This is a genomic window from Lichenihabitans psoromatis, assembly GCF_004323635.1.
GTDB lineage: Bacteria > Pseudomonadota > Alphaproteobacteria > Rhizobiales > Beijerinckiaceae > Lichenihabitans > Lichenihabitans psoromatis.
Window position 1 is genome coordinate 82,501 of the sequence record NZ_CP036516.1, and the last position, 15,169, is coordinate 97,669.

The 15,169-nt window shown below is 66.3% G+C and carries 12 protein-coding genes and 1 pseudogene; 5 read left to right on the forward strand and 8 right to left on the reverse strand.

Going from position 1 to position 15,169, the window contains the following annotated elements; translation table 11 throughout:
* Nucleotides 1-253: 253 nt before the first annotated feature.
* The 7 genes from EY713_RS21985 to EY713_RS22015 all read right to left on the reverse strand — a co-directional run bounded on the left by EY713_RS21985 (nt 254) and on the right by EY713_RS22015 (nt 10,878).
* Nucleotides 254-574: a DUF736 domain-containing protein gene (locus EY713_RS21985; RefSeq protein ID WP_131120188.1), complete on the reverse strand. Its 321-nt coding sequence runs from the start codon at nt 572-574 to the stop codon at nt 254-256.
* Between the two features lie 517 nt (nt 575-1,091).
* Nucleotides 1,092-1,526: a TA system VapC family ribonuclease toxin gene (locus EY713_RS21990; protein WP_131120196.1), complete on the reverse strand. Its 435-nt coding sequence runs from the start codon at nt 1,524-1,526 to the stop codon at nt 1,092-1,094.
* Complete coding sequence (locus tag EY713_RS21995) at nt 1,523-1,750, reverse strand: ribbon-helix-helix domain-containing protein (RefSeq protein ID WP_131120198.1); 228 nt, start codon at nt 1,748-1,750, stop codon at nt 1,523-1,525. Before EY713_RS21995 ends, EY713_RS21990 begins: the two co-directional genes overlap by 4 nt.
* Nucleotides 1,751-1,835: 85 nt before the next feature.
* Nucleotides 1,836-2,765, reverse strand: coding sequence for a DUF2493 domain-containing protein (locus EY713_RS22000; RefSeq protein ID WP_170314124.1), 930 nt, complete (start codon nt 2,763-2,765; stop codon nt 1,836-1,838).
* Between the two features lie 352 nt (nt 2,766-3,117).
* Nucleotides 3,118-4,185 (reverse strand): DUF7146 domain-containing protein, encoded by a 1,068-nt coding sequence (locus EY713_RS22005; RefSeq protein ID WP_342635997.1) that lies wholly within the window; start codon nt 4,183-4,185, stop codon nt 3,118-3,120.
* Between the two features lie 9 nt (nt 4,186-4,194).
* Nucleotides 4,195-8,553: a strawberry notch family protein gene (locus EY713_RS22010; RefSeq protein WP_131120202.1), complete on the reverse strand. Its 4,359-nt coding sequence runs from the start codon at nt 8,551-8,553 to the stop codon at nt 4,195-4,197.
* 210 nt (nt 8,554-8,763) lie between these two features.
* Nucleotides 8,764-10,878 (reverse strand): ParB/RepB/Spo0J family partition protein, encoded by a 2,115-nt coding sequence (locus EY713_RS22015; RefSeq protein WP_131120204.1) that lies wholly within the window; start codon nt 10,876-10,878, stop codon nt 8,764-8,766.
* A 389-nt stretch (nt 10,879-11,267) separates the two neighbouring features.
* Between EY713_RS22015 and EY713_RS22020 the strand changes: the two genes are divergently transcribed.
* The 3 genes from EY713_RS22020 (at nt 11,268) to EY713_RS22030 (ending at nt 12,389) form a co-directional block, all read left to right on the forward strand.
* On the forward strand, nt 11,268-11,513 hold the full coding sequence (locus EY713_RS22020; RefSeq protein WP_245504421.1) for a hypothetical protein: 246 nt from the start codon (nt 11,268-11,270) through the stop codon (nt 11,511-11,513).
* A gap of 223 nt (nt 11,514-11,736) precedes the next feature.
* Nucleotides 11,737-11,988, forward strand: coding sequence for an antitoxin (locus EY713_RS22025; RefSeq protein WP_131120206.1), 252 nt, complete (start codon nt 11,737-11,739; stop codon nt 11,986-11,988).
* Nucleotides 11,989-11,996: 8 nt separating this feature from the next.
* On the forward strand, nt 11,997-12,389 hold the full coding sequence (locus EY713_RS22030) for a type II toxin-antitoxin system VapC family toxin (protein ID WP_131120208.1): 393 nt from the start codon (nt 11,997-11,999) through the stop codon (nt 12,387-12,389).
* Nucleotides 12,390-12,795: 406 nt separating this feature from the next.
* Here the strand turns inward: EY713_RS22030 and EY713_RS22035 are convergent.
* Nucleotides 12,796-13,748: pseudogene (locus EY713_RS22035) on the reverse strand (ArdC family protein).
* Nucleotides 13,749-14,204: 456 nt separating this feature from the next.
* Here EY713_RS22035 and EY713_RS22040 point away from each other — a divergent pair.
* Complete coding sequence (locus tag EY713_RS22040; protein ID WP_131120319.1) at nt 14,205-14,537, forward strand: MbcA/ParS/Xre antitoxin family protein; 333 nt, start codon at nt 14,205-14,207, stop codon at nt 14,535-14,537.
* Nucleotides 14,534-15,067 carry an RES family NAD+ phosphorylase gene (locus tag EY713_RS22045; RefSeq protein WP_131120210.1) on the forward strand — a complete coding sequence of 178 codons (534 nt, stop codon included), beginning with the start codon at nt 14,534-14,536 and terminating at the stop codon, nt 15,065-15,067. The genes EY713_RS22040 and EY713_RS22045 overlap by 4 nt, the downstream gene beginning before the upstream one ends.
* Nucleotides 15,068-15,169: the final 102 nt, after the last annotated feature.

Genomic DNA, 15,169 nt, shown 5'->3' on the forward strand with positions numbered 1-15,169 from the left:
TCTGGGTTTTGCTATGATGCTCATCAAACGGTTGTACGCGGACAACCGCTCTCCAAGACGATCTTGAGCGATCGACGAGATCGGTCTCCAGATCCCTGATTGTCGGTCAAAGTGGGTTGACACAGCCGCGGACGTGCCGCCTGCCTGACTGCGACTAAGAAAGCGAAATAGGCTAAGATTATAGCCGGAGCGGCAGTGTTTGCCTGAAGGTCAGGCCCCGCTCTGTGGCGAGCGGGGCCTAGTTGTCGGGGTTTCAGCTGGCGGGGTTCCAGATGATGACCTTCTTGGTGGGGTCGTCGCCGGGCGCCGGGGCGACATTGCCGTAGATGGTGCCGAACTCGGGAGCCGAGAGCGACACCGAGATGTACTCCTCGCCGGTGTTCTTCGAGATCCGGTTCCAGCCCGCGCCCACCTCGAAGCCGTTCTTGCGGGACACGATCCGGTAGTCCGGCTCGTTCTCCTTCGCCTTGCGGCTGTTGGGCACCAGCGCAATCGGCGCCGTGACGTTGAGGGTGGTCAGCGTGCCTTCGAGGTTGCCGTCCTGCTTCTGGGTGAGGGTTGCGATCGTGGCCATTGGGTTGTCCTTGAGGTTTGGTCGGGGTCCATTCCCCGATGACGACCAAAGGAAGGGGCCGGGCGCCGACGTCACCAAGCGAAAGCGCCGGGGAACCCCCTGCCCGGGGCCTCGTGGCGCTCGCGCCATGGGGTGGGTTGCGGGGTTGACGGAACAAGGCGACCGAGACCCGGACAAAGGCGTCACAAGGGAGGGGATGGGCCGCGACACGACCCATCAAGGACACCGAGACAACAAGGCCAAGCCGCCGGAAGCCAGATGCAGGCAGGACATGAACGCCCCTACCCTCGCGTGAAGCGGCGTGATCGGATCTGGTGACCTCTGCGACCCGAAGGTCGATCGGCTATTCGGATGAGGCATCGCCGCGGCCGTGTGGTTCAAGCTTCTGGCCGAAGCATCGAAGAGTTAAAGTCGGAACTCTCGCGGGCCGCCGTTACCCTCCAGAAGGCCAACTCGAGTCGCCGTCGCGCGACGGTCGCGTAATAACCCCATCCTGGAGATCCCCCTCGACGCCCGGCTACGGCCCGATCTGGCGCAGGGCAGCCTTGCCGCCCTTCACGGCCGCGAACGACAACCGGCGATCCAGAGTCGCTAACTGACCGCTGTGCGCCCTCGCCAAGGCGAGCAGGTAAGTGTCCGTCACCTGAGCCGAGGTCAAAATGCGAGACGCCTCGACGCGGTCCGACCCGACCAGACTGAGATCGTCCGGCCAGAAGCTATGCCCGGGCAGCAGGCGCAGTTTGGCGACGATCGGCGCAACGGCAGCCGGCGATCCCGGCGTGTTCGGGTAGTTGGGATGCCCGACGATCCGAATGACCCCGTTCTCGGTCAGGGGGCAGGTGGCCCAATCCATGGAGCCTGTCCGCTCGAACCAATGATGGGCCATTTCATGAGCGACGTGGGAAGCATCGATGAGCGCGATGAGCACATTCACGTCGAGCAGGAACGTCAAGGGAGATCATCACGAAGAGCGTTGACGATCTCGAGCGTCACGGGTGCGGCGTCGGGTCGGGTACTCAAGAGTTGGATGCCGTTCCGCTCCGAATGCGGCGCAGGCCGCCGAAGTGCCTTACGCGCCAGATCGGAAATGATTGCTCCCAGGCTTCTATTCTCTTGCTCAGCCATCGCCTTGGCGGCCACAAGAACGTCATCGTCGATCGAGAGAGTCGTTCTCACCTAACCGATCTTCCTATGCCGCATCAAACATCACGCATCATTCTAGCGTTCTATGTCGGTGAGAGCAAGCAGTTGGAGAAGGGGCTTAAGCCCCGCCCCCGAACCGCCAGACCGGGATGCCAAGCACCTTCGCCTTGTCGGCCAGATTGTCGGTGATCCCCGATCCGGGAAAGATCACGACCCCGATGGGGAGCTGCTTGAGGAGCTCGTCGTTGCGCTTGAAGGGCGCCGCCTTCGCATGCCGGATCCAGTCGGGCTTGAAGGAGACCTGCGGCACCTTTCGGGCGTCGGCCCACTTCGAGGCGATCAGCTCCGCACCCTTCGGTGATCCTCCGTGCAGGAGCACCATCGCGGTGTGCTTGGCGCGCACCTTGTCGAGGACGTCCCAGATCGCCTGGTAGTCGTTGCAGTCGAGCCCTCCGGCGAAGGCGACCTTCGCACCGGCCGGCATCAGAGGCTCGATATCGGCCTGGCGCTTGGCCGCGAGGAAATCCCGGCTGTCGATCATCGCCGCGGTCAGGTTGCGGTGATTGACCTTGGATCCCGTGCGGGGCAGCCAGACCGATCCGGTATGACCCTCGAAGAGCTCGCCGGCGTGGTCGCGGAAGAACTCCATCGTGTTGCGGCGCTCGACCATGGTCGTGCCCTCGGCGATCAGGCGCTCGAGTTCCACCGAGCGGACCTCCGATCCATCCTGCTCGCCCTGGCTCTTGCGCTGCGCGTCCTCGTTGCGATCGAGATCCCGCTCGACCCGGGCCGCGGCCCGGTGGAAGAGGTTCACGGTCGACCAGAGCAGGTCTTCAAGATCGGGCTCCAGGCGCGTGTCACCGAGTGTGGTGACGAGAGCGTCGAAGATATCCGCAAGAGCGCCGCGCACGCGTCCCTCGTCGGGCAGGGGCCTTGGGTCGGGCTCGTCCTGATGGGGTCTGTGGCCATAGAGCTGAAACTCCTGGAGCATGTGACCGGTCGGAGAGAAGGCGGCGGGATCGTCGTCGAAGGGCAGGTCGATGGCCATTGTGTCTGTCCCTGCGGTGGTGGCCGCGCTCATCGCGGCCTTCGCGGCGATCAGGCGGCGGTGGGGACAGGGCTGCACCGTCCCGCGCAGCGGAGCGGCCGGAGCATCGCGGAGGAGGGCAGGACGGCGGCTGTTTTGCTTCGCGATGCAAAGGACGCCCCGAGGGACCCGCGCCCCTTCGCGCGGGTCGGAGGCGTCCGGCGGAAAACAGTCGCCGACCACTCTTGCCGGCCTGGAACAGCTGACGCCCACTCGCCCCCTAGAAGGCCATGGATGCGGCCTCTTTCACTCCATGGGACAGGCGTGGCCATTCGTCAGACTATTTGTACGATCCTTTGCCAGGACCGTTCGCTCATGCTCTCCACGGCAGGAACCTGGCCACATCCTGCGGCCCGAGCTGGCTCCTGACGTGGTCGATGAGGTCGGCCGGGCCGAGCCGCCGCAGGTCTTCGTTGAAGTCTCCCAGACGCGGCACCAACGCCAGAACCTCGATGCCAGCCTGTCTCGCCCGCTCGCCCAATCGCGCCAACCCGCTCCGCCCGGCTCGATCGCCGTCGACCGCGACGTACAGCCGGCCCAGCGTCGGGGGCAGGTGGAAGGCCGCGAGGTGGTTCGCCGAGAGTGCGGCAACCGCCGGTACGGCGGGCATGATGGTGTGCAGGGACAGGATGGTCTCGATGCCCTCACCTGCGACCATGACCGGGGCAGGGGAGGGATGGTTGCCGCCGAACCGGACGCCTGAGCCAAGCAACTCACCCATCGCCCGGCGCGGTGACGGCACCGGTGCCTTCTTGCGCGGATCGTCGGGGTCGAGCCAGGTCCGATGAACGCCGGTGATGTGCCTTTCGCCGCCGGTGACGGCCGCGATCAGCGCTGGGAACGTTCGCGTCCGTGATGCAAGCTCGTCCCGGTAGTAGCAGGATGGTTGAAAGCGCAAGGACGTTGCGTCGACATCGGAGACATCGATCCCGCGGTGGCGAAGGTAGACGTCCGCTGCCGTGCCTGCGATCGGCCGAGAGAGCGCGAATAGCCGACGAGCCGCTTCCGCCGTCCTCCGCGACGTCGGCTTGAACTCCTTCGGGGCAGGGGAAGGCAGGTCCGGCTTTGGCAGGCTCAGGAAGGCCCGTGCCTCGTCCATGGCCTCGCGGGTCGATCTCAACCCGCGGTTGAGGGCGATGAGATCGAGGAGATCCCCATGTTCTCCGCTGGCGGCATCGGTCCAATGACCCGCGGCGCCCTTGCCACGATCGGGACCGCTGAGGCGAACGTAGAGGGAGCGCCCCGGCGAGCCGAGGGCATCGCCGACCAGCCAGTAGCGGCCTTCCTTGCGGCCGCAACGAAGGTAGGTGCGGCATACGTCCTCGGCATGTTGCGCGAGCCTTGCCGCGAGGTCCGAGGCGGAGAGACGGTCGGGCATCATCGCCTCCCCTCATGCCGCGCTGCGATCGATCGTGCCGACGAGCGGATGCCGCTCGACGAGCCGCGTGAAGACCGTCGGGCCGGCATCGCCGACGGGGATGAAGTACCGCAGCGTCCAGGCGATGATCTCCGAAAAGAGGCCGTCCGCCCGAAGTCTCTCCCGCATGCCTTGGGAAAACCCGACCAGCTCGATGCGATGCTCGCCCATGACGCGGACCCGGCGGACCTGCAGGCCGTCGGCCAACTGCACGGTGGCTCGCCCTTCGCTCACGATCGCCCAGGCCGCCGCAGGCTCGAGAGACGGGCCGCCCGACAATCCGAGATTCCGGTGCAGGGCCGACAGGGCCGCGTCCGAGATCAGCCGGCCGATGATCCGCTCGCCGTCATCGGTCTGCAGCCGATAGACCTTGCAGGTCTCGTCCGGGATGCGCTTCCAGATGGGCAGGAGCAGGCCGGTCACGACGTGGAACGTCGAGGTCGTGAAGGCGGGCACCTCCGACACCTCCGAAACCCAAGCGGTCGCGAAGCCCTCGCGATCCGTCTCCTTCCACTGGGTCTGCGCTAGCGCGTCCAATCCGATGGCGGTGCGTTCGATCGGGCGGAGCAATCGCACGCGGCGCTCGATCCGGCCATGGTCCAGCATGATGCTCGAGGCCGGCACCTGCACGGCGGCGCGTCCCGACCTGGCGTTGAGCAGCAGCTTCGCCCCGTGCTCGGTCGCGCGCTCCAGCGCCTCGTCCAGCGACAGCGGATGCGTGCGGTCCCGTCGCGCGATGGTGAACACGCGCGTCTCGGCTCCGGATGCCGCGTGCACATGCACGGTGCGGCGGTCCAGGATGGTCAGGCTGTCGGCCCGGAGCGTCTCGACGCCGGCATCGTAGTGGCCGGAGGCGACCGCGCCCTCGATGCGGCTGACCAGGATCGCCTCGAACGCCGCAAAGAGCCGGTTCTGCATCGCGATCGTCAGCGCGAGCAGGCGATTGAGGAAGGTGGTGATCGCCGGCAGGTCCTCGCGGATCGAGCCATCGCCATCCGTGAGCGACAGTCCGGTCGCTTGCTCGAAGTCTTGGAGCGAGCAGCCCTCGATCCGCCCGGCATAGAGCTGGACGAAGAACTGCCGGAGCGCCGCCTTGGCGTAGACGGATTCGAGATTGTCGTCGGCGCGGAACAGCCCCTGGCCGCCCGTCTGGCGCTGGCCCTTGGTGATGGCGCCGAGCGTATCGAGGCGGCGCGCGATGGTCGACAGGAACCGCTTCTCGGCCTTGACGTCGGTCGCGACCGGCCGAAACAGCGGCGGCTGGGCCTGGTTGGTGCGGTTGGTGCGCCCAAGGCCCTGGATGGCGGCGTCGGCCTTCCAACCGGCTTCCAGCAGGTAATGGACACGGAGCCGCTGGTTTCGGGCGGACAGATCGGCGTGATAGCTGCGCCCCGTGCCGCCCGCATCCGAGAAGACCAGGATTCGTTTCGTGTCGTCCATGAAGGCCTGGGTCTCGGCGAGATTGGCCGAGCCGGGGCGGTTCTCGACGACGAGGCGATCGAAACCATCCCGGCCGGATCTGCGGACAATGCGGCGGGATCGTCCCGTCACTTCGGCCACGATGTCGGTGCCGAAGCGGTGGACAATCTGATCGAGCGCGCTCTGGACGGGATCGAGCCCGGCCAGATGCTCGATCATGCGATCACGTCGCGCGATGGCCTCACGGCAGAGCACCGGTTGCCCCTCGTCGAACACGGGTCGCGAGGACAGGTTGCCGCTGTCATCGGTGAACGGCTCAAACAGCTGGACCGGGAACGAGTGCTGCAGGTAGTCGAGGACATATTCCCTGGGCGTGACGTCGACCCGGATATCCGTCCACTCCTCGGTCGGGATGTCGGCAAGCCGGCGTTCGAGCAGGGCCTCGCCGGTCGAGACGATTTGGATGACGGCCGCGTGGCCGGCGGCGAGATCCCGGTCGATGGCGGCGATCAGCGTCGGCGTCTTCATGGCCGTGATGAGATGGCCGAAGAAGCGCTGCTTCGAGCTCTCGAAAGCCGAGAGAGCCGCGGACATGGCCTGGCCATTCAGCGTGCCTTTGGCCGAGCGGATGTTGGACGCCTCCAACGCGGCGCGCAGGTTGTTGTGGATGACCTGGAACGCGCCGGCGTAGGCATCGTAGATGCGTGTCTGATCCTCTGTGAGCTTGTGTTCGATGAGTTCGTACTCGACGCCTTCGTAGGATAGCGAACGCGCCGCGTAGAGTCCGAGGGCCTTTAGGTCCCGGGCCAGCACCTCCATGGCGGCGACGCCACCCTCCTCGATGGCCGCGACGAACTCGGCGCGGGTCGCGAAGGGGAAGTCCGCGCCGCCCCAAAGGCTGAGACGCTGCGCATAGGCGAGGTTCTCGACCGTGGTCGCGCCGGTTGCAGACACATAGAGGATTCGGGCATCGGGCAGGGCATGCTGAAGCCGAAGCCCGGCTTTGCCCTGCTGCGAGGCGGCCTGATCACCACGCTCTCCCTTGCCACCGCCGGCATTGGCCATGGCGTGCGCTTCGTCGAAGACGATGACGCCATCGAAGTCCCGGCCGAGCCAGTCGACGAGCTGCTGGACGCGCGAGACTTTCCCCTCGCGTTCCTGCGAGCGGATCGTGGCGTAGGTCGTGAACAGGATGCCCACGTCCAGCCTGATCGGCGTGCCCTGCCGGAACCGCGATTGCGGGGTGACGAGCAGGCGCTCCTGGCCGAGCGCCGACCAGTCGCGCTGCGCGTCTTCGAGCAGCTTGTCCGACTTCGACACCCAGACGGCGCGACGTCGACCATGCAGCCAGTTGTCGAGGAGAACACCGGCCACCTGCCGACCCTTGCCGGCGCCCGTGCCGTCTCCGAGAAACCAACCCCGCCGAAACCGCACGGAACCTTCGGCTTCGTCGGGCGCGGCCGAGACGACGTCGTAGGTTGCATCGACGAGCCATGAACCGTCGAGCTGCCCGGCATGGGCGTCGCCGGCGTAGATGACGCTCTCGATCTGGGCGTCGGAGAGGAGACCGTCGGCGATGACGGAGGCCGGGAGTTTCGGACGATACTGCGGCTTGGGCGGGGCGACGGACGCCATGGCGGCGGACTGCACCAGCAAGGTGGGATGCGGATTTGCCGTCGGGATGCGGACGGATTGGAGCGTGTAGCCCTCGTAGATCGCCTCGGACAGGCTGCCGCGATCACCGGCCATCCAGTCGACCGTCTCGTAGACGAGCTCGACCGCCGGCTGCTCCAGGATGGGAGTGGGGGAGGGGAGGGGGCTCGTCCGCCGGACCGACCGAAGTCCTGGCCGGCTCGCGACTTTGCCCGGCAGACCAAGCACGGCGGCGACCGGACGTCGAGGCGGCAGCCGATCGAACAGCCAGGCGAGAAACGTCTTTGCATCCGGCGCCAGGCCGGGGCAGGGCGGGAAGATCGTCGCATTGTCGGCAGGCACCTTGTCGATGACGGTGAGCCGCGTCTCGATGGTCGTGCCGTGACGCGAATAGACCTGCCCGGCGATCGGAGCCGAAAAGACGATGTGCCCATGCTCCTGAAGCCGGGTGAAGGGCTCACGCCACGCGGCGGCATGCGGGTCCAGACCGCTCCCGGTGACGGCGACGAGCCGGCCGCCATCGGCGAGCCGGGCAAACGCCGAGCGGATGTGCTGAAAGGCGGCATCCCGCACCCGACCCTCGACCCCTGCGGCAACCGAGAAGGGTGGGTTCATCAGCAAGACGGTGGGACGGACGGCGGCCGGGAGCCGATCGTCGATCTGCGCCGCATCGTGGCGGGTCACGGTCTGCGACGGGAAAAGCCGATCCAGCAGGTCGGCGCGGTCGGGCGCGAGTTCATTCAACGCCAGCGTTGCGTAGCCGGCGACGTGGATCGCGAGCAGCCCGGTGCCGGCCGACGGCTCCAAGACGACGTCGCCGTCGACGACGCTGGCCGCGAAGGCTGCGACATATCCCAGGCCGAGCGGCGTCGAGAATTGCTGAAACCGCTGGCTCTCCTCGGAACGCTTCGTCTGCGTCGGCAGCAGGGTCGCCACACGATCGAGCATCGCGAGCATCGCCGCCGGGCTCGTCGCTTGACGTCGCATCGCGGCACCGTAGCGGCGCAAGAAGAGAACCTGAGCGACCTCGCAGGCCTCATAGGCGTCGCGCCAAAGCCAGGCGCCCTCCGCGTCGGAGCCGCCGAATGCTGTTTCCATGCTGCTGCGGAGGGTCTCGGCCGTGACAGGCCGCCCGCGAGCGAGGTGCGGCTGGATCAAAGCCGCGGCGGCGACGATCTGGGCCGCCTTCGATCGACCTGAAGCCGCGTGAAGGGCATCGGCCGCAGTGAGCGCCGACGAGGAGTGGAGAGGTTGATGCATGACGGAACATCCAGGAGAGCAGGGGAGAGGACCCGCCGTTCGCTCTCTCTGGTCCCGGCTGGGCCGCCCCCACCCGGCCCTCCTCTCGCTCTCGGTGTTTCACACGACCATCAAAGCCTCGAGCTGCGGCCACGAAAAAACCCGGCACTGAGGCCGGGTTCGGAAGTGTCTTGGCTCGAAGAGCGGAATACCTATCGACCGTGGCCCCGCCTATTCAGCTGCGAGGAGGTGGGAAGCGTCTCGCTCCTCGTCCTCGGATCGCTCTCCGTCGCCGGCCAGGAACTCCGGCAATGCCTCGGGCTCATCCTCGTTATGGTCGAATTCGTCTGTCACAAGTGGCTCGGAGGTCCGCAGCGGCTCGGGAAGCCAGCCACTCCCGGCAAGGAGACGTTCCGCTTCCGCTGCCATGTCGGCCTTCTTCAGGTGGTCGATCAGCTGCGCCGCGCCGTCGCCCTTTGCCTCGCGCACGGCTTCGAGAATGCGGGCCTTCGGAACCCGGCCGAGATAGGTGTCGACCGTCGGCGCCCATCCTGCCGCGGCCATATCGAGCGAGACCGCCTTGGCCAGATGATTGGCGTGCGCCTGCCGTTCCTTGTTCCGGTTCCACGGTTCGTGCACGGCGTTGATCGAGAGCGACGCACAATGCGCGAACAGGGCCTGCCGGTCGTCATCGCCCATGTCGGCCAGGGCGGACCACAGGTCGACCGAACTCGACGGAAGTCGCTCCTGCCATGCCGCATGACGCTCGGAGATCCGCTTCGCGCATGCCGTGTCCTTGAGGCCGGGCGCCTGTGCCGAGAACGCCGTGGTCTTGGCGCTGATCTCGAGGCAGGTGTCGTGCGCGAGCCGCCCGAAGGCATTGAGCGCGAGCGCGTGCAGGACGGCGAGGAAGGCCGTTTCGAAAACGCACCCGACAGCGTCTCGGAGCGCGACGGTGCGATGCGCGGTCAGCTCGATGACCAGACGTTCGGACAGCGGGCGGATCGTCTCCTCTTCGTCCTCCGCTGACGACGGTCCCTGGTGATCAGGCTCGCCGCCGATCATGATGACGGCGCGTTGCACCACGCCATAAACGCGTCCCCCGACGTCGGACGGCGCGGATCCCTCGACCGCGCTCGCTGAGGGGTGATCCACCGCGGGTTCGTCTTCGGGCCGGACGAAGCCGCGCTCGATCTCCAGCGACCCGTTGGCGTCGAGGCTGACGAACACTCCGGCACGCCCGATCTCGGCTGCGTCGAACCGCAAGGGTCGATTGTCGAAGGCCGCGATGGCGGTCTCCAACTCGCCGAGACGCTCGTCGACCTCCTCCGGCAGTTCGTCGGCGCTGTCATACTGCTCGTTCAGCGCGTCGAATTCCGCCTTCAGCACCTGATACGCCGCCTCTTCATCTGCGCTTCGATCGAGCGGCTCACCCCGCAGGCGCCGGAACCCATTGGTATGGCCGTACTTGAAGTCGAGCGCAGCCGAGACCCAGAGCCAGCCTTCACCGGCGATCGCCTGGGCCTCGATCTTCAGCTTTTCGTCGACCAGTCGCTCGAGCAGCGCCGGATCCTGCAGCCAGCCACCCCGGTCGTCGGTGAAGAGGTCGCGCATCACGATGCCGCCGGCCGCCTCATAGGCGGCGATTCCCACGAACTGGGCGCGACGGTCGTCGACCCGCACAGCGCTCTCGGTAAGCAGGCGACGGATATAGTAGGCTTCCTTGTTGTAGGAGCGGGACAGGCCCTCCCAGACCTGCTCCTGTCGGGCATGATCGCCCGAGACGCTGAAGGCTGTTAGCTGGTCGAGCGTCATGCCTTCATCCGCATAGACCGCCAGGAGCTTCTCCGACACCGTCGTCAGCCGGAGCCGCTGCTTGACGACATTGACCGACACGAAGAAGCGGGCCGCGATCTCCTCCTCTGACAGGCCCTGATCCACCAGCGTCTTGAAGCTGCGGTACTGGTCGAGAGGATGCAGCGCCTGGCGCTGCACGTTCTCGGCGAGCGAGTCCTCCTCGGCCGACACGCCGTCCCCGCCGTTTCGCACAACACACGGGACCATCGCGGTCTTGGCGAGCCGCTTCTGCTTCACCAGCAGCTCGAGCGCCCGGAACCGTCGTCCGCCGGCCGGCACCTCGAACACGCCGGTCTCGACGCCATCGGCGCCGACGATGGGCCGGACGCTGAGGCTCTGCAGCAGGGTCCGCCTCGCGATATCCTCGGCAAGTTCCTCGATCGTCACGCCGGTCTTGATGCGCCGGACGTTCGACTGGCTGAGGACGAGCTTATTGAAGGGAATGTCCCGCGCGCCGCTGAGGACAAGCTTGGGCTGGGTGGTTGGCATGTGAGCATCTCCGTGACGGATCGGCCGAGAGCCTCTCTCCCGACCTCCTTCCGTCACGCAGTGACCGGCCCCTCTCTCCCTCTCATTCCGGCGCCGATCTCCCGCGCCGAAGCTCTGGCGAGACGCCTCGCGACGCGATATCACTGCTGCGGGGCGGTACGCGCTGCCCTGGGGCGTGGAAACCTCGAGCTTACCGGTTTGGTGCCGGCCGTTACGGCACCTTTCTCCTAGACCTTCTGGTCGGGGAGCCTGCGACGTATGTCCAGGCGCCCCGGTGCTAAAGGTCGTAGGAGCCGGGTAAGCTCGGTTTTCCAACTCCCCGACTACGGGTGGTCTAGGCTTGTTTGCGGGGGCGCACCGCAGACACAAGCCTCAAGGGAAACGGGTCGATGGCCGACCCCGCCGACAAAGCGGACGCTCTCGAAGTTCGAACGATCGCGGCGCACCTTGCCTATATCGATGCGCTGACCGCATGGGAGCGCTTAGTCGAGGCGAGCGAGGCGGAGACCGGCGTCGAGCACGAGCGAGCGTGCGCCGACGCAGAAGCGCGGAAAGAAGAGCGCCGGGTCGCGTTTCGGGATCTGCTCGACGAGCTCGGATACCTGCCGAGCTTGAACGGGTCCTCGATCCCCTGAAGGGCCGCAGATGCCGAGCCAACACTACGGCAGACCCGGAATGTCCGGAGCGGCGCCGCCTTCTCAGACGGTTTAGTCCGCATATAACCCGAAACCGGGAAGGCCTTATAGCCAACCTCACTAGGGTTCGAATTGCCAAAGCTACGATCGGCGCTGCGGGCGCGGCAGCTTGAACGGAGCGTCTTAGACATATACACTCGGCATATACACAGGAGCTACAACAATGCCGGATGCAGCGCCTCGACCCCGCCAGGTCCGACTCTTTCGCAACAATCGGAGCCAGGCCATACGCATCCCTGTCGAGTTCGAGCTGCCGGGCACCGAAGCCGTCATCAGTCGCGATGGCGACCGGCTCATCATCGCGCCCGTGCACCAGAGCAAGCTCTTGGACCTTCTCGCCGGCTGGCAGCCGCTCGATGACGAATTTCCCGATGTCGATGCAGGCTTACCGCCGCTTCGCGACGTGACGCTGTGACCCTCTACATGCTGGACACCAACATCGTGTCCGACATGATGCGCAACCCTCGGGGCAAGGTCGCGGACCACATTGCCAGGGTGGGCGAAGAGAACCTCTGCATCAGCATCATCACGGCGGCGGAGCTGCGGTATGGGGCGGCGAAAAGCGGATCGAGCCGCATTCTGGAGAGGGTCGAAGCCATCCTGGCGCGGGTTCCGGTCCTGCCTCTGGCACCGCCGGCGGATGCGCATTACGGCGGCATTCGTGCCGAGCTCGAAGCCGCGGGCCGTCCGATCGGACCCAACGACCTTTTGATCGCGGCTCATGCCACCGCGCTGGGCGCCATCATGATCACGGCGAACGTCGCCGAGTTTCGGCGCGTGCGAGGCCTCGAAGTCCGGGACTGGACGGCCGATTAGCCATTGGGCTCAGCGGCCGAGGGCATCGCCAGGGTGGTCGCTCGGGATCGATACGCCCTCGCTCGATGCTTTCGATCAGATCGAGCAGATAGCTGGGATCCGCAGGGTAGGGGCAGGTGGCCCAGACCTCACGGATCCTGGTCTGTAACAAGCGGGGGAGGTCGGCGAGCCGCTTCCTCGCTCGGCGCCACGTCTGCGCCCGCGCCGATCGGGCCTGCAGCTGGGTGCGAAACCATTTGCTCGGCCCGGCGCGCCATCTCGGTGTCGGCGCTCGGCTGGGCATTGCCGATGATCGCCGCCAGCAGCGGATGCCGGTCTCGTTGATGTCGCTGGCTTCGCCGCAGGGCAGCACGCTTGCGAGGCGTATCCTCGAAGGCCGATACGCGCGGCCAGCGTCGGAAGCGCATCACTCCACCTCCCGCGTCTCGTCGACCGCTTCCTCCTCCAAGGTTTCGGTGTCCGGCAGGAACGCTAGGAGGAAGTCGGCGGCCTTGGAGGCGGCGCTGGCAGCCCGCACGATCGCGCGGTTGTCTTCGCGGACGATGTCGAGCCACGCGCCGAGGTAGTCGGCATGGCGCACGGTCGGAACGATGCCGAGCGACGCGCAGACGAACGCGGCCGAAAGCTCGGCGACGCATTCCTCCACGAAGTACGGCTTCGAGCCGAACGATCCGCTCTGGTCCCGGGCAAGGCGAGTGCTCGCGCCACTCCAGTGCGAGAGTTCGTGCGCCATCGTTCTTGCGAAATTGATGGGCACGAGGAACGCGTCCGGTCGCGGCACCTGAACATAGTCGTGCGTCACACTGTAGAATGCCTTGCCGCCGCCGATCTTCACCACGGCGCCGCTGGCCTTCACGAGAACGTCGATTGCCGGGGGACCAGATTGTCCGGCACCGGGGGGAGCGATGCGACCAGCGAATCCGGCACCCCGTCGCACTGGTCCGCATTGAAGACGGTGAAGCGTTTCAGGAAAGGAATGGCACCGCGCGGCTCGCCTTGGCTCACGGCTCCAGGCTGATGGTCGCCTGGGGTGAACCGGCTGGCGTAGACCACCGTGGTGCCGCGCTCTCCCTTCCGCACGCTGCCGCCCAAGGCCTGGGCCTGACGAAACGTGAGCCAGTTCTGCGTTCTGAACCCATGCTGGATCACGGTATCCCAGAGGATCAGGATGTTGATACCGGAATACCGCCGTCCAGTGAGGGCGTTCTTCGGCATGGCCAGGGGCGCGTTCGCTGCAGCCCAGGGCTGGACCCAAGGAACGCGGCCGGCCTCCAACTCCGCTATGATGCGGTCCGTGATCTCCTGGTACAGCGACGCCCGGCTCGGGGCAGAGCGGGTGCGTGTGGCGGCTCGGTTCATGGCGGAACTCCGCGACCGGCCGGCCGCGAGCCTCTCTCGCGATCCTCGACCCGTCACGGCCAGCCAGGCCGCCCTCTCACTCTCCTAAAGGCAGCATGCGCCCTCCGTTTCGGCGAGGAGGATCGCGCGACCGATCGTGACCGAAGGCGGAGACCTGGAGGGGCTTCGGGCAGCAGGCTGTCCTGCGGAGTAGAGCGGGGTCCGGGTACCGGACGCGCCATGAAACTCACCGCGATGGGACACCACGTTGAGAATTGGGATCAAGCCCCGGCACCCAGCGACCTCCCACAGCAGGGAACTTGCACGAACGGTTCTGTCCCGTATATTGACTGTAATCGAGGCGGGGATCAGGACATGGCGGCGATCAAGCTCAAACCCGTAAAGGGGTCGGCCATTCGATCGGATACGTTGGGCCCACCGCAAGAGCAACGTGAAGCCCACTTCGTCACGAGCTTCATGGACAAGGGGATCGTCGACGTTGATCGCGTCGCGGAGGCGTTCCGGATGTCCAAGGGCCAGCTCGCTGAAACCGCCGGGCTTGGCATCGCGTCGGTCTCGAAGGCGAACCGGCGCGTGGCGCCCAAGGCGCAGACCCGTGTCACTGAAATGCTCGAGATCATCAGCCGGGTGCGCGACTGGTCGGGTGGCGAAGCACAGGCGATGGCCTGGTACCGCTCGCAGCCCATTCCCGCGCTCGACGGCCGCACGCCCGAGGCACTGGTGAAAGCCGGCCGCGCCAGTGCCGTAAGGGAATACCTCGACCATTTCGCCCTTGGCGGATTTGCTTGAGATTTGTCGGCCGCTGCTATCGTGCCCATGATCCGGCCTGGTCGTTCTCGCCGCTTTCAGGTGCGGGTGCAGCAGCGACAGGCGGCCGGTTCAACCGCAAGGGGGAGGCCACGCTCTATCTGTCGCTGGACGTGATGACGTCGTTCGGCGAATGCACCCAGGGCTTCACCAATCGCCTCCAGCCATTGAGCATGTGCGAGTACGACGTCGACTGTGAGGGTATCGCCGATCTTCGCGACGATGCGGCGCGGGCCGCGCACGGTGTCACGCGCGATGAACTGTCCTGCTCCTGGCTCACCTTCCAGCTCGCGGGAAAGGCTGCGCCCTCCTGGCTGGCCATCGATCGTCTCAGGCCTGCGGGTCACACCGGTATTCTGGTCCCGAGCTTCGTGCCGGGAGCCACGGAGGCGAACATCAACCTCGTCCTCTGGCGCTGGGGGCCAGATCTCCCGCATAAAGTCGACGTCTTCGATCCGACCGGCCGACTGCCCAAAAACCAGATCTCCTGGCCCGCGGCAATCCGCCGATGACGCTCCGTCGCTGGGGCGACGCCGCAAAGTGGAACTGCCGGGGCTGCTACGCCGAGGGAGCAGGGGAGGGCATACGCAGAGGCGTCGACCTGCAGGGTGTCG

Bases quoted from the DNA above. Each gene is read 5' to 3' on its own strand.
- EY713_RS22015 (WP_131120204.1), bottom strand. From the start codon at position 10,878: ATGCCAACCACCCAGCCCAAGCTTGTCCTCAGCGGCGCGCGGGACATT.
- EY713_RS22010 (WP_131120202.1), bottom strand. From the start codon at position 8,553: ATGCATCAACCTCTCCACTCCTCGTCGGCGCTCACTGCGGCCGATGCC.
- EY713_RS21985 (WP_131120188.1), bottom strand. From the start codon at position 574: ATGGCCACGATCGCAACCCTCACCCAGAAGCAGGACGGCAACCTCGAA.
- EY713_RS22030 (WP_131120208.1), top strand. From the start codon at position 11,997: ATGCTGGACACCAACATCGTGTCCGACATGATGCGCAACCCTCGGGGC.
- EY713_RS22040 (WP_131120319.1), top strand. From the start codon at position 14,205: ATGGACAAGGGGATCGTCGACGTTGATCGCGTCGCGGAGGCGTTCCGG.
- EY713_RS22005 (WP_342635997.1), bottom strand. From the start codon at position 4,185: ATGATGCCCGACCGTCTCTCCGCCTCGGACCTCGCGGCAAGGCTCGCG.
- EY713_RS22020 (WP_245504421.1), top strand. From the start codon at position 11,268: ATGGCCGACCCCGCCGACAAAGCGGACGCTCTCGAAGTTCGAACGATC.
- EY713_RS22000 (WP_170314124.1), bottom strand. From the start codon at position 2,765: ATGGCCATCGACCTGCCCTTCGACGACGATCCCGCCGCCTTCTCTCCG.
- EY713_RS22025 (WP_131120206.1), top strand. From the start codon at position 11,737: ATGCCGGATGCAGCGCCTCGACCCCGCCAGGTCCGACTCTTTCGCAAC.